This window comes from Mesorhizobium sp. B2-8-9 (assembly GCF_006439475.1).
Classification (GTDB): domain Bacteria; phylum Pseudomonadota; class Alphaproteobacteria; order Rhizobiales; family Rhizobiaceae; genus Mesorhizobium.
On the sequence record NZ_VFTQ01000014.1, the window covers coordinates 131,165 to 153,742 of the forward strand.

The following is a 22,578-nucleotide window of genomic DNA, read 5'->3' on the forward strand; positions in this document are numbered from 1 at the left end:
TTGGACCGTTGAGCGCGCGATTCGCGGTCTAACCCTGACGCTCCACTTGAACCAACTCAATTCGGTGGAATGCCCCAGGTGTTCCCTTTTTGTTCTATTCACTGCAGCGAGCATCGGCTAAACTATTGCCTCAAGGAACCGATTCTCCCGAGGCGCTCCAATGACCGTTCAACCTGTCAGCAAAACTCTCCACGGCGACAAGTTCTTCAACGAGCCGACGATCACCTGTCCCAGTTGCAAGACTGACTTCAAGCTGAACGAGTCTCTCGCAGCACCGCTAATCGCTGCTACGCGAGAGGAGTACGAGCAGCGCATCGCTCAGACGAATGCAGCCATCGCCCTGAGAGAAGAAGAACTCGAGCGTCAACGCCATGAAGTCGCAGCTACGAAAGAGAGCGTTGAAACGCTCGTTGCCGAGAAAGTTAGGACCGAGCGAACTCACATTGCAGCCGATGAGGCGCGAAAGGCAAAGCTTTTGCTATCCGCGGACTTGGATGAGCGCGACCGCAAAGTGGCCGAGTTGGAGGAGACGCTGAAGGCGCGCGACAACAAGCTCCAAAAGGCACAGAAGCAGCAAGCAGAGTTCCTCGCGAAGCAGCGCGCGCTCGAAGATGAGCGGCGGGAGATGACCCTCACCATCGAGCGAAAAGTACAGGAAAGTCTCGACGCGGTTCGGGCAAAAGCCAAGTCCGATGCCGAAGACGGTCTCAAAATGAAGATCGTCGAGAAGGAGGAACAAATCGCCGGCATGCAGCGTCAGATCGAGGATCTGAAGCGCCGCGCTGAACAGGGCTCCCAGCAGCTGCAAGGTGAAGCTCTGGAGTTGGAACTGGAAGGGCTGATCAGCAGTCGCTTCCCGGTCGATGAGATCGAGCCGGTCGCGAAGGGCGAGTTTGGGGGCGATGTCCTCCAGCGGGTCATCGGCCCGGCTGGTCAGCTATGCGGGGCGATACTTTGGGAATCCAAGCGCACCAAAAATTGGAGTCAGGGCTGGCTCGGCAAGCTGAGGACTGATCAGCGAGCTGCGAAGGCAGACATCGCCTTGCTAATTTCTGAAGCCCTGCCTGCGGGCGTTGAGACATTCGACCTAGTCGACGGGGTATATGTCGCCCACCCCAAGTGCGCCATCCCAATCGCAGTCATATTGCGGCAGTCGCTTATCGAATTGTCGAACACCCGTTTAGTCCAGGTCGGTCAAGCCTCAAAAATGGAGCTGGTGTATGGTTATTTGACCGGACCGCGTTTTCGACAGCGCATCGAGGCCATCGTCGAAAAGTTCTCCGACATGCAGGATGATCTCGCACGTGAGCGCAAAGCCACCATCCGACTATGGGCCAAGCGAGAAGCGCAGATTCAAGGTGTCATTGAATCGACAGTCGGCATGTATGGTGATTTGCAAGGCATAGCCGGGAACGTGATGCAGGAGATTGAAAGCCTGGAGGTGTTAGCGGTGACAGGACCAGCCTCCGACTCAGGCTTACCCGCCGCGCTTTGACGGCAGCCAGTTCTCACCGAAAGCCTCGATCCTGGTGTGCCGCCTTCACGTGCCGAATGCAGGGGTGCTGTTTTTGCCGATAGGGCTCGAGTTCCGCTCGATAAATGAGGACGCGGCAGAGTGATCGGTCTGGAGGAGCGGCACAACTAATGATTATTGATCTTTTTCAGGAGCCTTTCGATGCCTACGCGCCTATTACCACCGTGTCGTGAATCGGAGATAACCAATGCCGACGTATAACGAAATCCAGGACTATGTCCCGTCGTTCGTGCCGAAGACTTGTTGGATAGCCGACATTAAGGCTGCACACGGCCTGACTACGCGAAGGGCAGCTAATCGCGCCGACCCAGGCTCGCGCATGCATTCGTGTCCGCCCGACAAGCGAGTGGCGCTGGAAGCCGCCATGCGCGAAGTGGGCGCGCTTTGATGAATGTGGATGAGTTTGCGATCGGCCTCGCTAAAAGGTCATCGAACGCCCGACTGACCTACGCCCGTTCGTCTGTGAGGGGTCACCGGTTGGCTGCGACGTGTTCATCGTCGGCTACAACCAGCGACCGCTGTGGAAGGCGACCGCTGGCGATTTTGGAAATGCGGCTACAGCTATCAGAAGGACGCTTGGTACGACGAATACCTTGCTCAGCGCGGGAGTGAGAGTAAGACCCCGCGGCAAAATCACAGACATCGTACGCGGCTTGCCTGGCGTCGGCGTGCTGGAAGCTAACATCGACGCTCGCCCGTCCAAGCGGAAAAGTACCTATCCAAAACCTGTGACCGAGCAGTTTGACTTCGTCTTCGGCGCTTGCCGCCCGAACGTCATCATTGCGCATGGGACAGATGCCGTTGTGCCTACCGTACGCTGAAAAAACCGCTTTCACGCGCTGCATCGAAGCATAACTTGCTTGGCCGAGGGCCTTTTTTAAACGCGGCCTCGAAAGCGGCAAAGCCGCGATTATAATCTTTTGAGCCCTGGTATTTGATAAATCTGCTCATAGAGCCAAATATGGCCACAACAGGGCACGAACCAAAAGCCGCCATTATGTATCCGCCTTCATACGCGGTCGATTTGGCGTCAGCGTTTGCTGACACATGTAAACTAATACCGAGTGCTACTGCCGCTATAACTTTTATGGTAGTGGTGCCGATTCTCACTTGTGTATCCCCACGTCGCCTTACAACTTGCATATACATTTAAACTGACGGTCAAGGTCTCTATTGGCGCAAAGCACGTATGTCTTCCGGCCAGCTGTGACCAAACTCGCCGCCATCCCGATCATGTCGCCCTGCCAGGTGCAAATGTTGCAACCCTACCCGTATTCCTCACTGATTAGGAAACCAGATAGTTACGCTCTGCTGCGCTTGGAGATTGCGCGCCACAGGGCCTCTTCTTCATTAGTGCCGTCGTCGAAAATTTGGAAGATTTCCACAGCCAGCTATTCCCGCTGCTCCCGGTCCTTCTTGGCTAGGCGGCGCTCAGCACACAACCGGTTAAATACCCGCTGGAGCTTGTCTAAATCGGCGGGCCAATAAACGCCACTGCAACGCGACAACGACATGTCCGTCGCCCCTCTACGCGGCTATGGGATTATCTCACGGAAGTTACCGCCGCAACGACGGAGGTTTTTCCTGCAGAAAAAAAGCCTGTCGCGGTAAGCGACAGGCTCTCTATTTGGAACTTCAGAGAACTAGAATTTGTAGGCGATGCCGAGGCGAACCTCGTTGGTCTTCAGATCAACATCGGCATTGGCATTTCCAAAGGACTCTGAGCCGAAGTCAGTATAGCGATATTCGCCTCGCAGCAGCAGATTGTCGGTCATGGCATAATCCAAGCCGACGCCTATCGTCCATCCTGTGAATGTTTTATCGGACGAAGTTCCGCCAGGGACATTAGCACTAATGTCGACATCACCAAACGCAACACCGCCCGCAATGTAAGGAAGAAAACGATCAACGGCATATCCTAGACGAAGTCTTGCCGCCCCGCTCCATTTGAGTTCTTCGGTTGCGTCGAAGCCCGTTGGGACACCAGGAGAGGTGAATATTTCGCCGCTGCCATCAACATTTGCATATACGACGTCCAGTTCCGCACCAATCACGATGTTGTTGGACATCTGATAGTTGTAACCGCCGTAAACGCCTCCAAGGAATCCGTCAGGGTCTGTGTCGACAAAGCCCGGTCCGCCGATCTGGTCTATATTGCCTTTACCCCAAGCATAGCCTGCCTGTAGGCCGATATACCCGCCTGTCCAGCTAAAGACCGGCGCAGGTTCTGCAACGATGGCATCGGCAGCAAAGGCCGACGACGCCAGCAGAGACAACGACAAAGCAAGAAGCAGCTTCTTCATAGGTGATCTCCTCGTAACCTACCGTTGTGTAGCAGAGCTCGCCGATACGTGCAGTCGCATTTTTGCCACAGTTCTGCCCGGATTCGAACGGCGACCCATAGCCGAGGTCCATCGCCTTCGTTATGCTCCTATTCATGGCGGTGAGGCTCTTGAGGAAGCGGAGGAAGGGGGAGGTCGGATGAATCTCTTGTGCGGCAGCTCCGCCTCAAGTCAGCTTGAGAAAGCTGTTCGAAAGTCTGCCCTCGCTATGGTATCGGACACAGTCAGAACCTGAGAGCCGAAATCACAATAGGCCTGCACTATGTCGGGAACGTCGTAGGCGCCCAGGAGACACATCGCGGAACCCACTAGGTTGGAAAGTGGTTTGAGGTGGTAGCGGGAGACCGCTACATAGTGAGACCCACTATTGAAGGGGCATTCTTTTGCTATCGGCAACGCTCAGCATAGAGCGTAAACGTCGAAATCGCTCGGAATTAGGATGGCTTGGCCTACGGCTCGATTGGCTATCTGCCACTGACGACGTTCGGAGGTCGGCACACCGAACCTGCAGCCCAGTCGCGCGCTCTTGCGAGCCCGACGTTGGGATGCATCAGGCTGGGCTAGGATGTTGGCAGATAGGCGGAAAAATGGCTCCCCGGGCCGGACAAACCGAACGAAATCGAACCGGCAAAAAGTCGAATTAAGTGCATAATTTCAGTAACTTGGGAAACTACCGTCCACCTACCGCATTTCTTGGTTGTGTACCTCATGCGGCACATTTGTGTACCGCGACGGGACGCTAACGGGAAGTTCTTGGATTGCCAAGAGGGTGCCCAGAATTGAGCCCGGCGCTAGGGCCAGCACCGGGAGATCAAACTTAAATAGCGACCAGATCGGCAAGTTTGGCCGCCACTTCTGCCATGGAATTTTCTGCTGTGCTCAGGCCGCTCCGGGAGGCTAGCAGGGGGCTAACTTCACGGAGGGCTTCATACGTCGTGTTGTGCACTATAGGGACGATACGCTCGCCTGCAAGGAGTGCCGAAAGTTCTTTGTCGGCGATACTTTCTGTTGGGAGGCGGCGAAGCAGCGCGGGTGTCACCAGTACAATCCCAATCCGCGATTTCGCCAAGCCCTTGTCGATAGCGCGCATCAACGGCACACCGAGGCCAACGTCCTTCTCACTGAACCAGACCTTGACACCGCTTGCCTCAAGCAAATCGTGCAACTCCTTGGCGGGACCTAGCCGGTCGTCCCACGCGTGGCAAAGAAAGGCGTCCCGCAGGTCCAGCGATGCTTGCTTCTCGACGCTTTCACGGATCGGCGTGAGTGCGAGCACCTCGGCAGGTGTGTACAGGACGGACGAACTAGCCCGCGACCATCTCGGCTTTACGCTGCGGCTGGAACCACCGCTGCTGCTTCGACCGCCCCCGCTGCTTCCTGGCGATGAGTAGGACGGGGAGGAGTAGGTCGGGTAAGGGTTCGACCTATAGCTACTATAGCTGTAGCCGCCGTACCGACCACCGCATGCAGGGCAGGCCGCTCTACCGCTCGCTGTGCGATGGCCCTGTGATGGTGCTGTGCATCTTGCCATGTGGAACTTCCTCTATGAAGCGGTCTCACGGGGATTATTCGACAGCGGCTATGTACTCATGGGTTGAGGGCGCGGTTTGCGGGCGGGCGGAGGGCGTTTGTGCGGGCTGTCAGCGAGCCCTTGTATCTGCTTACGAGCCATCTCGATGTGTTCGTACAGTCGGTTAGGCGGGATACCTAGCCGGCCTCGATCAACCTTTAGAATGTATCGAAGGAATGCGTCCTGTAGGTCGCGGAATTTGCCTGCCTTGAACGCAGTCTGCATCTCGTCTCGGGTCGAGACTTCTGCGACACCGGTCGCAAGCGCCATTTGCTCCAGATAGACGCTTGAATTGAGCGTGAGTTCAAGATGAGCGATGCCGCTTTCCTTGATGGCCACCTGATCCCCGACCCCTACGCGACCAGTGTTCGGATCAAGGGCCTCCACTAGCCTGCGTTCGTACAGCCTGTTGATCACTGCCAGCACGAGTTCCTCTTGTACCCCGCAGCCTTCGAACAAACGGCATAGGTCGCCGACCCGCCAATGCCAATCCTCAACATTGTCGTCGTCGGGCCTGACACTGTTCATCTTCTGCCGAAGCAACCACAAGATATAGTAGGCAAGGAGAGGCGGAGCAGGTCTTAGGGGATTGGTGGAGAATATGTTGGAAATAAACTCGTTCTCTATCTCGTTAAACCTATCGTACTCTCCTCGTATCAGCGCTCTATGGGTTTTGTTTTTATCGGTAGTGACGTCCTCTCCGCCAAATCTCGACTTTATAATCTCATCGATTGCGAGCTCGGGCGACAAGAATATGCGCTCTGCAATCCGCAGCATCCTGCGAATATCAAAATTCCCTAGCCGGCCTATGAAACCGGACACGTAGTCGTTGTCCACGAAGACTCGGCGCACGGCATCCGCCAAAATGGCTAGGTCGTTGATTTCGACGCGGAAGCCGAGGCGTGAAAAATAAGACTTTGCAGCGCCCGGCTCTGCTTCGACCTTTGCTTGGAGGAAGTTCACGCGCCGCGAAATGATCTCCTTCGCATCGGGAACAGGTAGATAGAAACTGTGGGCCGAGTAGCTCTGCAACGCACCCGCTTTGGAGAGTCTCCACACAGTCCTGTCTGTTATCGGCACAACGTTGAACACCGACGCCGCGCTCTCAAGCGAATGAGCTAATTGGTACACCGCATCTTGAATTTCGGGCGAGAACTGATCGGTGTTGTCGAAGACAAGACATGGCAATTGCTGATGAGACTTGGCCGACCAAGCCAAAAGGAGCCTAACGTATTCATCTGGATATGCCTCCCGGCGAGCCTCAATGTGTTTGCCAAACTCGTCCTTAAACTGCTTCTTGTTGGTCTCGTATAGGTTCTTTCTCGTGCCTTGCGACCAGCGCTGGTACTCCGAGAAAAAGATGCCCTGTAGCTCGTCATACGTGGGCGGATTGGTTGAGCAAACGGCTGCTTCCAAGCTTTGGAGCAGTTGCTGCATCGCCCATCGGGCCACCGCGTCTCGGTCGCCGTGGAAATCTTCAAGATCGATCCGGCAAACAACACATTTCTTGCGCAGTCCCGAAGGCAGAACTTGTTCAAAGAAGCGATCAATGAACGTGGATTTCCCCGCGCCTTTGTTGCCCACTATCAGGACCGTTTCCGACACTCGCGTCTCCATCGCGCGGGATAGCTCGTCAACCAATGCGCCGCCCTTGCCGGTCTCAAGAGGCGTTATCGTGTTTAGAACACGCTGTATGATTTTCTCAAGTTCCACGTCTGCTTTGCGGCTTTCCCCCGTTTCCACAAAGCAGTCACGCAACATTTCGCGGTCTTTCTCGTTCGACATGCGAGAGAAGAATTGAGCAAACAGGAGCGCGGCGTCCGTGGCCAAGGGGTCCCGACGACGCATTCTGGCCGAGTTAGGATCGAGGACGAAAAATTGCTGCTCTGCCTCTGGAATGGTGATCCCTTCGGCCTCGTTGAGGTGCGCGAGATGGTGTCTATTGGTGATTGAGGCGGGACTGAGAAGATCGGCAAACTTCGCGAAGTTATTAGCAACAGCATCGATGTCCGGGAACAAAATTCCTTTTCCTTCCATCGGGGGCTTTCCATCGGTCCGAGAGCCTCTGAAAAAGAGCCACGTGTTTCCATCAGTGACTGCCGCGACTGCAACGCCCTTCTCCATGGCGTAACCCATTGCTTGTCGGATGCCGGGCAGAAGGGGCTTCACTACCGCGCCGCTTAGAGCGACATTGATGACCTCACGCCCCTTAGTCGTGGGCGATAGCAGGCCGACGCGTTTAGCCTCCAAAATCGTTTCGTTCCGACCCCCGATTGTCAGAAGGTAGTCGATGTACCCGGTGCCGCTTAGGGGCTCTGTGAAAACCGCTTCGTGTTTCCAGTTCAACACCTCAAAAAGAAACCGGTCGAGGATTTTAAGCCGCGTGTCACTTTCATTTTGACCCGCCTCTATTGCGGCGCGAAAATCGGGCAACAGCGAGACAAGCCGGGCATGGGCTTCATCGATAGGATTTGACATTGAAGCGACTGCCCCCAAGCTGTTCGAAAGTCCCCGTTGAAGATAGTTCACTTACACCTTTAAATGCAATGGGCGGTATATTCCGCGTTCCGAGCAGTAATAACGCAGTCGTTCTCCGCAGAGGATGCTTCAATTGTGCACAAAAATCCGAGAAGCCTGACCTCTTAAGGGGCGGGACTCGCGGGCCAAGGGGGAGAGACCCGATGTGGCCACGCCAAGGTCGGGCGGCAATCAGGCGCGTTCCCATTGTTGAAGCTGTGAAGCTGCCGCCCGCCGAGAACGTGATTGCCGCGAGGACCTCGGCTGGATATCCCATTGAATAGTCGCGATATCCTGCAATGGGGAAACAAGCACTATGGCTGATGTCGGTACGATCATCATGGAACACGAGGTTGACACTTCCCGGCTCATCGGCGCGTTGTTCGAAGCAGACGATGTAGGGGCCATCGTACGGTGCCACTACGAAGCGGAACGAGCGCTCGACTTCGTTTTAGAAAAGCTAACTGATGGGCGTTCAAAGCGCACGAAAGGGTGGACCTTCGCCAATCGGCTGGAAGTGTGCCGGATGTTCGGCGTCCGGGACATGTGGACCGCACCAATTCAGACGATAAACAACCAGCGCAATGATTTTGCTCACAAAGGCCAATTGTTGATCGAAGATCAGCAGATTTTGGACCTGTACCATCAAGTTCGCCGTATATACCCCAAATTTAGCGATAAGTTTCGTCTAGAAATTAGTGGACGCAAATTGTTCAATAAAGAGTTTGGAGAAAGCAGCAACAGAGAGAAATACGTTATGTTGGCGTCGGTCGTAACGAGCCTATTCTGTTCGCTTCCACAGATGGCATCCGTACAGAAGCCCAACGTTTAGAAATCACCAAAAAATCTGAGACCTCGAGCTCGACAAGTGCGGAACTGCGCTACCTCCCGGTGGGTGGCGGAACGGTAGGAGAGTCCGATGGAGGCATACGCCCTGATCATCGCGGCAGCAGCGGCCTTCGGTGGCTACAACGTCGGCCTCGGCGGCGACAGCAAGAACGCTGGCTTCGCTGGGTCGATCCTCGCGGCGTTCGCGTTCGCTATCCCAATGGGGTTCTGGTTGGCATCAAACCTACTCGCTTATGCTTTCAAAGGTGGAGCCTCTGGCTTCAAGCCGGGGCAAGTCCGCGAGGTCGTCGGCCCCTTGCTGTTCGGCGCTGCCGTTTGGCTTTGCGCGATAGCTGTTGGATTTATCGTCCGCACCAGAGGGAAACGATAGTCCATTTAGACCTTGCCCTATCGGACCGCCCAAGCAGATTGGTTGCGGGTTCAAATAGGGCCTATTTTGACTTTTGATATGGCTCGTGCACAACGTTTGTGATGCTGTTGACCGCTTGGCCACGAGCCTCAAGACGCTCAGCCTGTTCCTGGGACCGCTTCGTCCGATCGGCCACGAGGCGACATCGTTGTCGTCATTGTTGCGTTCAGAGCTCAAGAAACTGAGTCTGCCGGCGATCGGCCTAGAGTTGGCGTTGCGCGCGCCGCGATGGCGGCCCACCGCGACAAGACCGGCAAGGCCGATGCGCTGGGCATCGCCCACATCATGCGCACCGGCTGGATTCCGACAGGCCCATACCAAGTCGCAAAGCTGCTACCGGACGAAGCTTTTGCTGAGGCACCGGCGCAACCCGAAGGCCATGTTCCTCGACCTGGAGAACGCCATCTGCCATCGCTGAAGGCATTTAGCGTCCGACTGGGAAAGGTCGGGCGAGGGGCTTTCGAGAAATCGGTGCGCACCGCGGTGGCGGAGGATCCGCTGTCGTCCGAGGTGATGGACGCCATGCTGTCGGCGCGCGCAGCGCTGTGGAGGCAGTACTGCCGGCTGCACGATCTCGGCGTCAGAATGGTGGCCCGCAGCGAGCTGTGCCGGCGTACCATGGCGATCCCCGGCCCGGTGACGGCACTTTCGTTCATGACGGCGATCGATGACCCGTCGCGCTTCCGCCGCTCGCGCGACGTGGCGGCCTTCGGACTCACCTCGCGGCGCTCGCAGTCGGGCGCCTCGATCGACGTGCAGGGGCGCATATCGAAAGCCGGAGACGCGGACGTGCGACGCTCGCTATACGAGGCGGCGTCGGGGCTGATGACGCGCTTCAAGGGCAGGGACAAGGTCAAGAGCTGTGGCCAGGCGATCGCCAAACGCTCCTGCCACCGCAAGGCCTGTGTCGCCGTGGCGCGCAAGCTGGCGGTGATCATTCATGCGATCTGGACCGGCAGAACGTTCTATGTCTGTGATCCAGCGGCAAGCCAGGCGGATGCCGGCCGGCGTGCCCATGACAAGGCCGGCAAGCGCATCGATGAACAGAAGACCGACAGGTTAAAACTCATGGCGCCGGCACGTTGACGGACGCCATCTGACACAATGAATCCGCTCCGGCGGATGAGGACCGATGCAGACCAGGAACGACGGAACGCACGTTATCTTGCCTGCGGCCGCGCTGATCGCGAGGCAGCCGGACCGCGCCGGATTGCCTGTGATCATGGCTCTGTCAGCCCCGATGGAAACGTGCGCCACAACGGTTCCCGTGCTGCAAATAAGCAGCGCTGCTACGCCGTCGCAGAGCGCGCAAGACTGCACGGCGCATCGAAACTCAACGAAAGAGTATGGAATCGTGGTATATAGAATAGAATAGTGTACTATCGTATATTATAGGAGGGAGGACGATGGAAATGGGGTCTCGTAAAGTGCGACGAATAAGATGGCAAGATAAAAGGGCGCACATTGTGCGGCGATCGGTTGGCTGTTTTTGCTGGCGTTTTCGTCATTTCTCACACATTGCTCGCCTTCGCTGCAATGTACGATTTTATAATAAATTGTTGATCTAGTGTGAGAATCTCCAAGGTGCGGAGCACATCCGCTGGCCCATACCGGGTTTGCCCTTATCCTTCAAACGTCTGCACTGGGGCCGATTCCAGACAGGCCGTTACGAGGCACCGACCGTGGGATAGCTGCCGTTAGTTGCGACGCGCACGGCACCACAGCTTCCGGCCTCACTTAGCCATTATGACCATTTCTTCCAGGCATTCTCTTGGTCCGATCGCGACGCACCCAAGGCCCGAAGCACCGACTCGACGGTCTGTTGTGTCACTTCGGGCCTGGTGCCACGATCAAGAATACCGCGCGTCACCTGCAGCCATATGCCCATCACGATGTCCACTGCCAGCTCCGCGTCCCGTATGCTCACACGCTCTTGAACTATCGCCTGCGCGATATCGGCCTTGAGGTTCGTCCGGACACCTCGCGCATACTCGCCGCGCGATTGAGAACTTTGAACGACCAGACGTGCCCAGTTCGCGTCCGAGATCGCCTTTTCCAAGAACTTCGTGAAAGCAAAGGATAGGCGTTTGAGTGGATCCTCCAGTGCGCGGCGCGCGTCCCCCAACACTGCGTCAAAGCTCTCCCCGAGTTTTTCCCCCACAGCTGCAGCCAGTTCGTCGATGCTCTGGAAGTGGTAGTAGAAGGTACCCTTCGCGACGCCGGCTGCCTCGACTACCGCATCGATCGTAACCGCCTCGCGAGGCCGTTCTGCCATCAGCATCGTCCCGGCATCCAGGATCAGGGCACGCGTTTTTTCTCGCTTCTCCCGTCCGATCTCCGCCCTACGCGCCAAATCAACCTTTGCCATCCGTCCTGCCTTTTCTGCATTGCATCATTACGCAAATGTCATATTGACTAAATAGTCGTTTTGACCTAATTGTGCAATATGAAAGTTGCTGAGCCAACCGGCAGCAGCTCGATTTCTCGTTTTCCCAACACAAGCGTATCCGAACAATAAGGAATGGCATCAATGAATGTTCAGTCCCAGCACTTCAAATCAGAGAGCCGGCCGCTGCCGTTCGAATGCATTGCCCTGGTGCTGCAAGGTGGAGGCGCGCTCGGGGCCTACCAGGCGGGAGTCTATGAAGCTCTTGCGGAAGCCGACATTCATCCGGACTGGGTCGCCGGCGTGTCCATCGGTTCCATCAACGCGGCAATCATTGCCGGCAACGAGCCTTCCGAACGGGTCTCAAAGCTGCGTGCGTTCTGGCGCGAGATTACGGCGAACCCCCTGCTCGACTGGGCTGCCGCCGCAGGCGCGCTGGCTCCCAAAGGCGACCTGCCCCGCGCGATCTTCAATCAGTTCAGCGCAGCCTGCGCTGCTATAGCTGGCGCGCCGGGCTTTTTCAATCTCCGGCAACCTGCTCCCTGGCTCCGCCCAGGTGGAGCAATCGAGGGCACAAGTTTTTACGAAACCACTCACCTGAAGAGCACGCTTGAACGACTTGTCGACTTCGACCGGATCAACGCAGGCGGCATGCGTTTCAGCGCAGGCGCCGTAAACGTGTGCACGGGTAATTTCGTCTACTTCGACAATCAAACCCATACGATCCGTCCAGAGCACGTGATGGCCAGCGGCTCGCTTCCGCCAGGCTTCCCGGCCATTGAGATCGAGGGGGAATTCTACTGGGACGGCGGCCTCATCTCGAACACCCCGTTGCAATGGGTGGCCGAGAACGGGCCTCGGCAGGACACGCTCGCCTTCCAGGTGGACCTCTGGAGCGCCCAGGGTGATTTTCCTCGTAATCTTGCCGACGTGGCGACCAGGCAGAAGGAAATCCAGTATTCCAGCCGCACCCGCGCCAACACCGAGCAGTTCAAGCAGCACCAGCGGTCCCGGCACGCGCTTGCAGGCTTACTCGCAAAGCTTCCCACCGACCTGCTCGGCAGCGATGAAGCGACCATGCTGAGCTCTCTTGCCGACCACAAGGTCTATAAATTGGTTCACCTGATCTATCGGTCTAGACAGTACGAGACGCACTCAAAGGATTACGAATTTTCGCGGCTGTCGATGGAGGACCATTGGCAAGCGGGTTACTTCGACGCGGTGCGCACGCTGCGTCAGCCAGAGGCACTGAGCAGACCGAACAATCTGGAGGGAGTTAGCACTTACGATCTCGCCCAGAACGGGCAGGGGTAGCGGCCGCGACGCGGCTGCGCGATCGAGCTCGTGCTCCAATCCTCCAAACTCAAACGGGCTTCTCCTGAAACCCAGCAGACTGCTCCACCCAAGGAAGACCAGCCATGAACCAAGACACTATCAGGGAAACGGCCTTTGCCATGCCTCTGACCAACCCCGCCTATCCAGTCGGTCCATATCGTTTCCGAAATCGCGAGTATCTGATCATCACCTATCGGACGGATCCGAGAAAGCTGCGCGAGCTTGTGCCGGAACCGCTCGAGGTGCCCGACCCGTTGGTGAAGTTCGAGTTCATACGCATGCCCGACTCGTCGGGTTTCGGCGACTACACGGAAAGTGGACAGGTCATTCCTGTTTCCTTTCGCGGCCGCCATGGCAGCTACACCCATTGCATGTTCCTCGACGATCACCCGCCGATCGCAGGTGGCCGCGAACTGTGGGGTTTCCCAAAGAAGCTAGCCAGTCCCACGCTGCGCGTGGAGACCGACACTCTTGTGGGCACACTCGACTACGGCCCGGTCCGGGTCGCCACCGCAACGATGGGCTACAAGCACCGGGCTGCCGAACTCGCATCCGTAAGGGCCTCACTCAGCGGCCCCAATTTCCTGCTGAAGATCATCCCCCATGTCGACGGCAGGCCACGTATCTGTGAACTGGTCGAATACCGCTTGGAAGATATCGATCTCAAGGAAGCCTGGCACGGCCCGGCATCGCTCGATCTTTGGTCGCACGCGCTGGCCCCCGTGGCAGAATTACCGGTCCTGGAGGTGGTATCGGCGATGCACATCATTGCCGATTTGACCCTGCCGCTCGGGACGGTCGTCCATGACTATCTGGCCGAGACGAAGCCCACCTATAACAAAGGAAAAACCCATGCGTTCGCTGAGTGAAACATCGTCGGTCAAGCAGGCTGCAAATCCCGACGGCCGGCTTATGGACAAGGTCGCCATGATCACTGGAGCCGCGAGCGGCATCGGCAGGGAAATTGCACTCACCTTTGCCAGTGAGGGGGCAAAGGTGGTCATCGCGGATCTTGATCAGCAGGCGGCTCAAAGAACCGCGGCCGAGATCGATCCGACGGGCAAACGTGCCCTCGGAGTCGCGATGGACGTCGGCAATGAGGAGCAGGTCGAAATTGGCATGGGCCAAGCGATCCAGGCCTTCGGCCGATTGGACGTCCTAGTCAGCAATGCCGGTGTCCAGATTGTCGGCCCTCTCGTCGAATTCGAATTCGCAAAATGGAAGAAACTCCTTTCCATCCACCTCGATGGCGCCTTCCTGACCACCCGCGCCGCCTTGCGGCAGATGTACAAGCAGAACAGCGGCAGCATCATCTACATGGGATCGGTACATTCCAAGGAAGCATCGCCGCTCAAAGCGCCTTATGTGACAGCCAAGCACGGCTTGATCGGCCTGGCTAAGGTCGTAGCGAAGGAGGGTGCCGACCGCGGCGTTCGTGCCAATGTGATTTGCCCCGGTTTCGTCCGCACCCCGCTGGTGGAAAAGCAGATACCGGAACAGGCCCGCGAGTTCGGGATATCTGAAGCGGAGGTCGTCAAAAACATCATGCTGAAGGAAACCGTCGACGGCGAGTTTACGACTGTGCAGGATGTGGCGGAGACGGCGTTGTTTCTCGCGGCCTTCCCCTCTAACGCTCTGACCGGCCAGTCGCTTGTGGTCAGCCATGGATGGTCGATGCAGTAGCCCTTTGCAGAGCATGTCGATGGGCAAAGAGGTCCGGGTAGTCCGGGCACTGGTCGAAGACATGGACGCATCGCTCGCGCTGGACATTAGAAGTTGATTATTTCAATCCTTTTCAGATCGGCACCACAGGCACTATCACTATGACTTGTATAGTATGCGAACAAAACTTCCTGGCGCGCCCTGTCCGCTATTACTTCTGCTCCAGGGTGTGTTGGGATGCAGCGATGAAAAACACTGCTTGGAAGATCCTGTCGGAGCAAGACTTCGGCCTGTTCACGCCTGTCAAGCTTACCACTCCCACCCGCTATCCTCGGCCATCCTGACCCGACCAGCCCAGACATGCGACCAGGTGGAAGCACCCCATGGCCGCGAATGCTGATCAGGCGTTTCAAAGTCACACGGCTTCCATGCCTAGCAAGCACCCCGTGAAGCGCCGCAGAACCGGCCTGTTGTCGGGCCTCTCCACTCCGTCTCCTTTGAGCTCTCCTCTCACTCGCCATGCCTTTTTGCATGGCACGATTGCGCGCAACTCATATTGACTATATAGTCGATTTGACTTAATAGCCTAAATCGAAATCGAGCCACTCAGCTCGGCTCGCCCTTTCACAGTTCCCTGCAACCTCGACCTTTCGAGCGGAGGCTTCCATGCGCCTGTCGTCGCGTCATTTCCTGTTGGCCGGTATCGCCGGCCTTTGTCTTGCCGGTTGTTCACAAAAGGAGGCCGAGGCGCCGGCAGCGCCACGAACGGCCCGCGTGGTGGTGGTAACGCCCCACACGTTCAAGCTGGTAACGCAAGGCGCCGGCCGCATCCAATCGCGCTATGTCAGCCAGGTTGGCTTCGAGGTCGGCGGCCGGCTCGTCACGCGCGATGTCGATGCTGGCGCAATGGTCAAAAAGGGCCAGAAGCTCGCGGAACTCAGCGCCGTCGATTACCAGAACAAGGTCACCGCCACGGCGGCGGACCTCGACGCGGCCAAGGCCGCACTTGCTCAGGCTGCCGCCCAGGAAGAAAGATTTCGGCTTCTCCTCGGCAAAGGCTTCGCCACCCATTCGCAATACGATGACGCGCTGAAGTCGCTGCGGAGCGCGCAAGCGCAAGTTCAGGCGACCGACGCCAATCTGCGCATCGCACAGAACCAGCTTGCCTATACCGAACTCAAGGCGCCCGACGACGGCATCGTGACCGCGACCGGGGCAGACCCCGGTCAGGTGGTGGTCGCCGGACAGATGGTGATCGAGATTTCGCGCAATGACGAGCGCGAAGCCGTCTTTGCGGTCGCGAGCGAGGACATAGTCAGGGCAAGCCTTGGCATGCCGGTGAATGTTGCGCTCCAGGCCCACCCTGAAATCGCGGTGACAGGCACGATCCGCGAGATTTCGCCCGAGGCCGACAGCGCCACCGGCACCTATCAGGTGAAAGTTGCGGTACCTGCTCCGCCCCCGCAAATGCGGCTCGGAGCAATCGTTGTTGGTCGTGTCGAAAGCGACGAAGGTCATTTAGTCGCGACACTTCCCCCGAGCGCACTGCTGCAGTCCGGAGACCAGCCCCAGGTTTGGGTGGTTGGCAAAGACGACAAGGTAGAGCGGCGCAAGGTCCAACTGCTCGAGTTCGATGCAAGTTCCGTCACCGTGAGCCAGGGGCTGGCCGCGGGCGACAAAGTAGTGGTCGCCGGGGTGAATTCCCTTGCCGACGGCGAAGTGGTCAAGCCCAATGCGGAGGTCGAGTGATGGCCAGCTTCAACCTTTCCGAATGGGCCGTGCACAACCGCTCGATTGTCGTCTTTCTAATGCTCGTCTGCGTTGCGGCCGGTATCACTTCTTACGAGCGTCTCGGTCGTCAGGAAGACCCGGATTTCACGGTGCAGACCATGGTGGTCCAGGCAAACTGGCCGGGAGCAACCGCTGCAGACACGCAGCAGCAGGTGACGGACCGGATCGAAAAGAAGCTCGAGGAAACCCCGAACCTCGATTACCTCAAGAGCTACACCAAGCCAGGCCAGGCGACGATTTTCGTCTACCTTAAGGAGTCCACCAAGAAGCGCGACCTCGACGGCATCTGGTATCAGGTCCGCAAGAAGGTGAGCGACATAAGGCAGACGCTGCCGCAAGGCGTGGTCGGCCCCTTCTTCAATGACGAGTTTGGCGACGTCTTCGGCACCATCTACGGGATAACCTATGACGGTTTCAGCCCGCGTCAGGCACGCGACTTCGCCGAGACCGCGCGGGCCGAATTCCTGCGTGCTCCCGATGTAGGCAAGGTCGACATCTACGGTGACCAGGACGAGAAGGTCTATCTGAATTTCTCACCGCAGAAGCTCGCCAATCTTAAGCTCAGCCTCGACGACGTGCTGTCGGCAATCGCCCGCCAGAATGCCGTTGTGCCTGCCGGAATCATCAACACGCCCAGCGAGAACGTGCTGGTCGACATGACTGGTTCCCTGTTGGCACCTGATGACATAGCCAAGCTCAATCTGTCGGTGGGAGGGCGGTTCTACAAGCTCTCGGACATCGCCGAGGTGCAGCGCGGCTATAGCGATCCGCCCGGCAAGATGTTTCGCGTCAACGGCAAGCCGGCCATCGGTATCGGCATCAACATGCGCGATGGCGGCAACAATCTCGATTTCGGCAAGGGTCTCCACGCAGCGGCCGAGCGGCTCAAGCAGCGTTTCCCGGTCGGCATCGAGCTCAATCTGGTATCGGACCAGCCCGAGGTCGTGCGTGAGGCGATCGGCGAATTCACCAAGGCGCTCCTCGAAGCCGTCGCAATCGTGCTCGTCGTGAGCTTCCTCAGCCTCGGCCTGCGCGCCGGCCTGGTGGTCGCCCTGTCCATCCCGCTCGTCCTTGCCATCGTCTTCGCATTCATGGAGTTCGCGGGTATCAGCCTGCAGCGCATTTCGCTTGGTGCGCTCATCATCGCGCTCGGCCTTCTCGTCGATGACGCCATGATCACGATCGAGATGATGATCTCCAAGATCGAAGAAGGCATGCCGAAGATCAAGGCAGCAACCTTTGCCTACACGTCCACCGCCTTTCCAATGCTGACGGGAACGCTGATTACGCTGCTCGGCTTCCTGCCGATCGGGTTCGCGGACAACAACACCGGGCAATACACCTTCTCACTGTTTGCCGTCATAGGGGTGGCGCTCATCGCCTCATGGTTCGTGGCCGTGATCTTCGCTCCGGTACTCGGGCTGACCCTCTTGCCCGCGCACATGAAAGCGCATGGGGAGGCCGAACCAGGACCGTTCATGCGGCTGTTCCGGCGCCTGCTGGCGTTCACCATGCGGCACCGTTTTCTCACCATCGCCGCATCCCTCATTGCCTTTGGCGCTTCACTTTACGGCATGGGCTTCGTCCAGCAGCAGTTCTTCCCGGCCTCCAACCGGCCTGAACTCCTGGTGACGATGACGCTGCCCAAGAATGCCTCGATCACCGCTACCGAGGCACAAACGGAACGGCTGGAGAAGGTCCTTGCGGGCGACGCCGATATCGAGCGCTTCTCCTCCTATGTCGGCGGCGGCGCCATCCGCTTCTACCTGCCCCTGGATGTGCAGCTCGACAACGACTTCATGGCCGAGACCGTCGTCGTGGCCAAGGACCTTCAGGCGCGCGATCGCGTGCAGGCCAAACTGCAGACGCTGTTCGCCGACAATTTTCCGGACCTAACTGTGCGCATTTCACGCCTGGAATTGGGGCCGCCGGTCGGCTGGCCGGTGCAGTACCGGGTGAGCGCGCCTACTCCCGAGGATGCCCGGAAGTATGGCGAGCAGGTAGCCGAAGTCCTGCGGGCTTCCGGCCTTGTGGAGACCGTCAACTTCGACTGGGGCGAGAAGAACAAGGCGCTGCGCATCGTCGTCGACCAAGACCGTGTCCGGCAGGCGGGGCTAAGCTCCGAACAGCTCTCCCAGGCGCTCAGCCGCGTGCTCAACGGCTCGACGGTCACGCAACTGCGCGATTCCATCTACCTGGTCGACGTGGTCGCACGCGCTCAGACCGACGAGCGTTCCACAATCGAAGCCCTGCGTCACCTTCAGATCACCACGCCCACGGGTGCATCCGTTCCGTTGCGCGAGCTCGCCGATTTCAAATACGAACTCGATGACGGGTATGTTTGGAGACGCCAACGCCTGCCCACCATCACAGTCCAGGCACAGCCACTGCCGGGGCTGCAGCCGGCCTTCGTTCACCAGCACGTTGCCGCTGCGCTGGCCACGCTTTCCAAGTCGATGCCGGCGGAAACATCGATCGAGACCGGCGGCACGGTGGAAAAGACCGCGCTCAGCAACGCCGCCCTGTTGGCCCAGTTCCCGCTGATGATCACCTTGATGCTTACGGTTTTGATGGTCCAGCTCGGGAGCTTCAGACAAGTGGCCATGGTCATCAGCGTAGCGCCTCTCGGGCTCATCGGAGTCGCGATCGCGCTGCTGACAACCAGTACGCCGATGGGCTTCATCGCGACGCTCGGGATCATTGCGCTCGCCGGCATGATCATCCGCAACTCGGTTATCCTGGTGCACCAGATCGAGCATGAGCGGGCCCAGGGGATCGAGCCATGGAAGGCGGTGATCGACGCGACCGTCCACCGGTTCCGGCCGATCATGCTCACCGCGGCCGCGGCGATCCTGGGCATGATTCCGATCATGCACGACGTTTTCTGGGGGCCGATGGCTTACGCCATCGTCGGCGGACTTGCCGTCGCCACCATGCTGACGCTGGTTTTCCTGCCGTCCCTTTATGTGACGGTGAACCGGATCCGGGAAAGCGACGAGCCATCGGTGGCGCCAGAGCCAAGCATCGGTGCAATCCCGATCCTGGCCTTGTCGGACTGAGAAAGGAGAACGGCCATGCTGGAAACACGCCCCACTCTCCTTGACCGCTTTCTTGCGACCGACGCCACCATGTGCGCAGAACCCGACGGGACCACGCGACAATATGTCGACAAGATGCTGTCCGCGGCGCTGCAGGAGGCACAATCGGTCGCGCGTTCCTACGATACCAAGGCTCAGATCGTGGGCGTGGGCTACATCCTCGCCCTCAACCTGATCCTGCGATTTGGTGATCTGCTGCCGTCGCACGCTCCACTCGGACCGCTGTTCTACGTGGCGGTCTGGGGGATCGTCATCATGCCGATCATGCAGTTCGGACAAGTGCTCTATCCGAGCCGAAAGCGAGCGGACAAGGAACTCAACCGCAAAATAGCTGGCGCCTGCGCTATCCCGCCCGTCTACCATGTGGACCCTGGATATTTCGCCGATGTGCGCGAATTGGTTCACCTGGCGCTGCAATCCGATTGGACCTCGGTGGTATCCGCTGAACTGCTGAAAACCTCACGCGTGAGAGAGATCAAACAGGCGCGCTTCCATCGTGCCCTGCTGATGACCGTCGTCTCCTTCGCCGTCCTTGGAGGCGAACAGCTTTTCCGCAGCTTCGCCTTGGCTTGAATAGAAACCGAGTCAGGAGCTTGAGAGCTATGCTGAGGATCATCCTGCTTGGCCTGTGCGCAATTGAGCTTACGGGCTGCATCGCCGCCTATTCACGCGATGGCGTGCCGACGGAACGCATGGCTGCGGCCGAAGTGAGTGGCTATCCCAGCGACATACGAGTCTGGGGCGATTCAGACGAAAGTTTTCCGCCAGATCGTCTCATCGCATTCCGCGACGAGAGAATTCAGGCGGCAAAGGCGGATCCGTCGATGAAGCCGCGGGAGCTCGCCGCCCTTACGATTTCGGGCGGCGGCAGCAGCGGCGCCTTCGGCGCCGGGATCCTCGCAGGCTGGACAAAGGCCGGCACGAGGCCCAGGTTCGATATTGTCACCGGCATCAGCACCGGATCGTTGATTGCGCCCTTCGCGTTCCTTGGCCCAGCTTATGACGATCGCTTGAAGCATGCCTTCACCACAATAAAGGACGCCAACATCTATACGGAGCACAGCTTCCTCGGCGTTCTGTCGAGCGCATCGTTCACCAGCAACGCTCCCCTTGCCAAAATGCTGGACGAAGAAGTCACCGAAGACATGCTGGATCAGATCGCCGCAGAGTCCGGCAAGGGACGGAGGCTCTTCATCGGAACGACCAACCTTGATGCGGATCGGCCTGTCATCTGGGACATGGGCGCCATCGCGGCGAGCCATCGGCCGGACCGGCTGCAGCTCTTCAAGCAAGTTATCCTGGCCTCCACCGCCATCCCCGGAATTTTCCCGCCCGTCGAACTGAAAGTGACCGCCGCCGGAAAAACCTACCACGAAATGCACGTCGACGGTGGCACCAGCAACCAGGTCTTCTTAATGCCCGCAGGCTTGAGCTTGCGCGAGCTTGATCGGACGTTCCACGGTCGGGTCAAAGCACGCCTCTATATCATCCGCAATGGCCGGACGACGCCGGCGCCAGGGGTCGTCAAGGCTACGCTGCCCGACATCGCGGAAAAGGCGGTCTCTTCCCTGATCAAGACGCAAGGGATCGGCGATCTCTACAGGCTTTACGCTATATCCAGGCGCGACGGCATCGCCTACAACTTCATAGATGTTCCGGCAGACTTCACCGACGAGCCAAAAACCCCGTTCGAGAATAAGTTCATGCGGGCGCTGTTCAAAGAAGGCTATGAAATGGGCCGCGGCGGCGTGCCATGGAAAAACGTGCCGCCCGGATTTTCGAGATGAGCTGGCGGAGGCCGTTGTGGCCGGCCGATCATCTCGCAGCGCTCCAAAAGTCGGCCTGAATCTTGACCACGAGCTATTTTCCCTCCTCTACCTGTCGGATCGGCGGACGCTCCACAAGCAAATGGATCCGCGGTATCTCCACCGATATGGAAGGCATGCGAGCGAACGGCAGCTTACGGGATCGTCATCCGGGGCCTTGAATGTCGTGGATTGGGCGCAAAGCCGCCGCCCGCTCGCTACAGCGCTGTTGAGGGCGCTCTCGCGGGCGGCTCAACGGTCGCGTGTGGCTATCTGTTCAGCCGCACCAGCGTGTGCGGCTCGACACCCAGCGCGTCTGCGATGCGCCCGAGCACGGTGACACTTGCCGAAACGTGTGCCCGCTCGATTGAGCCGATGTATCTAGCGCTAAGCCCTGCGCGCTCTGCCAGCTCTTCCTGCGTCAGCCCTTTGCTGCTTCTGATTTGACGCAAGTTGCTTGCAAAAACTTCCTTGAGGTCCATTCCCAGAGATAGCTCAGGAATGGAACGATCATTCCAGGAACGATAGTTCCTATTCGGCATTCAATATGATATAGAGGAGATGCCTTCCAGCAAACGAAAAGGCTCACCCGCATGGACAGATTCGATAGACAACCCGCATTGGAAAGTCGGTTCGATGACCGAGCACTGCACCTTTGGTCCCACCAGCAGCGAGCCCATCACGTCGCGCTCCTACTGTGCCGAATACAGCAACGGCTGGAGAGCCGAATGTTGGTCAATACCGGAATTCCGGTATTGACGGATCTGGCAGCATCGGGCTCCGGAAATAGCGTCCGAGCGACGCAGATCGCGGCCTGGCAGACAGTCGATGGGAGACAAGAGTTTGCGGTTGCACGTGAAGCGGAAGTGCTCGGCGTGACGGAGGAGTTGAAGCATCTGGACGCAATCCCCGATGTCACGGCGACCTCGCTTGCTGGAGTGGTCGCCAAGCTGGAGATGATCGTTGGAGCAGACAGGGAGATCGACGATCCGTCTGACTTCCCCTGGCCGCACATCGCGTCGGTGCTTCGGGACATGAAGGCGATCGTTGGAGACATAGGTATGGATCGGCCGGAGAGGGCGACGGTCCGCGCCGACATCGCCAGACATTGGGAGGCGGCAGCCAAGCTGGTCGCAGCCCTGGAGGAGGAAGATGCCTTGGAGCGATGCGGCCAAACCGGTTGAACGAAAGCTGATCCGTCATCGTGCGAATGATGGTTCTGGCGAATACATAGGTCGTTCCGCTTTGACGGGTTGCTGGGGCATATTTGGGCCATGTCC

Annotated in this window: 18 protein-coding genes and 1 pseudogene; 13 read left to right on the plus strand and 6 right to left on the minus strand. The window is 58.2% G+C overall.

The genetic code is table 11. The annotated features are described in order from the left end of the window. The first annotated feature begins 160 nt into the window (after positions 1-160). Together FJ423_RS18210 and FJ423_RS18220 are read left to right on the plus strand one after the other, a co-directional pair. A complete protein-coding gene (locus FJ423_RS18210) occupies positions 161-1,495 on the plus strand; it encodes a DUF2130 domain-containing protein (protein WP_140721833.1) in 1,335 nt (444 codons plus the stop codon). A gap of 527 nt (positions 1,496-2,022) precedes the next feature. Continuing rightward, complete coding sequence (locus tag FJ423_RS18220) at positions 2,023-2,355, plus strand: hypothetical protein (protein WP_140721839.1); 333 nt, start codon at positions 2,023-2,025, stop codon at positions 2,353-2,355. On the opposite strand, the gene FJ423_RS18225 is transcribed toward FJ423_RS18220, so the two are convergent. The 4 genes from FJ423_RS18225 to FJ423_RS18240 all read right to left on the minus strand — a co-directional run bounded on the left by FJ423_RS18225 (position 2,342) and on the right by FJ423_RS18240 (position 7,924). Further along, complete coding sequence (locus tag FJ423_RS18225) at positions 2,342-2,644, minus strand: hypothetical protein (protein WP_140721841.1); 303 nt, start codon at positions 2,642-2,644, stop codon at positions 2,342-2,344. The two genes, FJ423_RS18220 and FJ423_RS18225, sit on opposite strands and share 14 nt — an antisense overlap. A gap of 533 nt (positions 2,645-3,177) precedes the next feature. Further along, positions 3,178-3,837 (minus strand): outer membrane protein, encoded by a 660-nt coding sequence (locus FJ423_RS18230; protein ID WP_140721844.1) that lies wholly within the window; start codon positions 3,835-3,837, stop codon positions 3,178-3,180. Between the two features lie 856 nt (positions 3,838-4,693). Beyond that, positions 4,694-5,407, minus strand: a complete 714-nt coding sequence (locus FJ423_RS18235; RefSeq protein WP_140721847.1) for a toll/interleukin-1 receptor domain-containing protein — start codon at positions 5,405-5,407, stop codon at positions 4,694-4,696. Between the two features lie 48 nt (positions 5,408-5,455). After that, positions 5,456-7,924 carry an AAA family ATPase gene (locus FJ423_RS18240; RefSeq protein ID WP_140843656.1) on the minus strand — a complete coding sequence of 823 codons (2,469 nt, stop codon included), beginning with the start codon at positions 7,922-7,924 and terminating at the stop codon, positions 5,456-5,458. 355 nt (positions 7,925-8,279) lie between these two features. Between FJ423_RS18240 and FJ423_RS18245 the strand changes: the two genes are divergently transcribed. From FJ423_RS18245 to FJ423_RS18255, 3 genes and pseudogenes are all read left to right on the plus strand, one after another. After that, positions 8,280-8,795 (plus strand): hypothetical protein, encoded by a 516-nt coding sequence (locus FJ423_RS18245; RefSeq protein ID WP_140721852.1) that lies wholly within the window; start codon positions 8,280-8,282, stop codon positions 8,793-8,795. Between the two features lie 87 nt (positions 8,796-8,882). Continuing rightward, positions 8,883-9,182 carry a hypothetical protein gene (locus tag FJ423_RS18250; protein WP_140721855.1) on the plus strand — a complete coding sequence of 100 codons (300 nt, stop codon included), beginning with the start codon at positions 8,883-8,885 and terminating at the stop codon, positions 9,180-9,182. A 145-nt stretch (positions 9,183-9,327) separates the two neighbouring features. After that, positions 9,328-10,307, plus strand: a pseudogene (locus FJ423_RS18255) (transposase); the annotation flags it as partial. 658 nt (positions 10,308-10,965) lie between these two features. On the opposite strand, the gene FJ423_RS18260 reads toward FJ423_RS18255, so the two are convergent. Next, positions 10,966-11,589 (minus strand): TetR/AcrR family transcriptional regulator, encoded by a 624-nt coding sequence (locus tag FJ423_RS18260; RefSeq protein ID WP_140721858.1) that lies wholly within the window; start codon positions 11,587-11,589, stop codon positions 10,966-10,968. A 162-nt stretch (positions 11,590-11,751) separates the two neighbouring features. Between FJ423_RS18260 and FJ423_RS18265 the strand changes: the two genes are divergently transcribed. From FJ423_RS18265 to FJ423_RS18295, 7 genes are all read left to right on the plus strand, one after another. Further along, positions 11,752-12,921: a patatin-like phospholipase family protein gene (locus tag FJ423_RS18265; RefSeq protein WP_140843657.1), complete on the plus strand. Its 1,170-nt coding sequence runs from the start codon at positions 11,752-11,754 to the stop codon at positions 12,919-12,921. Between the two features lie 104 nt (positions 12,922-13,025). Beyond that, positions 13,026-13,811 carry an acetoacetate decarboxylase gene (locus FJ423_RS18270; RefSeq protein ID WP_140721864.1) on the plus strand — a complete coding sequence of 262 codons (786 nt, stop codon included), beginning with the start codon at positions 13,026-13,028 and terminating at the stop codon, positions 13,809-13,811. A 43-nt stretch (positions 13,812-13,854) separates the two neighbouring features. Further along, positions 13,855-14,625, plus strand: coding sequence for a 3-hydroxybutyrate dehydrogenase (locus tag FJ423_RS18275; RefSeq protein ID WP_246677870.1), 771 nt, complete (start codon positions 13,855-13,857; stop codon positions 14,623-14,625). A gap of 645 nt (positions 14,626-15,270) precedes the next feature. Next, complete coding sequence (locus tag FJ423_RS18280; protein WP_140721870.1) at positions 15,271-16,353, plus strand: efflux RND transporter periplasmic adaptor subunit; 1,083 nt, start codon at positions 15,271-15,273, stop codon at positions 16,351-16,353. Continuing rightward, positions 16,353-19,454 (plus strand): efflux RND transporter permease subunit, encoded by a 3,102-nt coding sequence (locus tag FJ423_RS18285; protein WP_281407499.1) that lies wholly within the window; start codon positions 16,353-16,355, stop codon positions 19,452-19,454. The genes FJ423_RS18280 and FJ423_RS18285 overlap by 1 nt, the downstream gene beginning before the upstream one ends. Before the next feature lie 15 nt (positions 19,455-19,469). Beyond that, positions 19,470-20,066, plus strand: coding sequence for a hypothetical protein (locus tag FJ423_RS18290; protein ID WP_181174828.1), 597 nt, complete (start codon positions 19,470-19,472; stop codon positions 20,064-20,066). Positions 20,067-20,095: 29 nt separating this feature from the next. Continuing rightward, on the plus strand, positions 20,096-21,280 hold the full coding sequence (locus FJ423_RS18295) for a patatin-like phospholipase family protein (RefSeq protein WP_140721876.1): 1,185 nt from the start codon (positions 20,096-20,098) through the stop codon (positions 21,278-21,280). Positions 21,281-21,567: 287 nt separating this feature from the next. On the opposite strand, the gene FJ423_RS18300 is transcribed toward FJ423_RS18295, so the two are convergent. Further along, complete coding sequence (locus FJ423_RS18300) at positions 21,568-21,780, minus strand: helix-turn-helix transcriptional regulator (protein WP_095790296.1); 213 nt, start codon at positions 21,778-21,780, stop codon at positions 21,568-21,570. A gap of 246 nt (positions 21,781-22,026) precedes the next feature. Between FJ423_RS18300 and FJ423_RS18305 the strand changes: the two genes are divergently transcribed. After that, a complete protein-coding gene (locus FJ423_RS18305; protein WP_140843659.1) occupies positions 22,027-22,482 on the plus strand; it encodes a hypothetical protein in 456 nt (151 codons plus the stop codon). Positions 22,483-22,578: the final 96 nt, after the last annotated feature.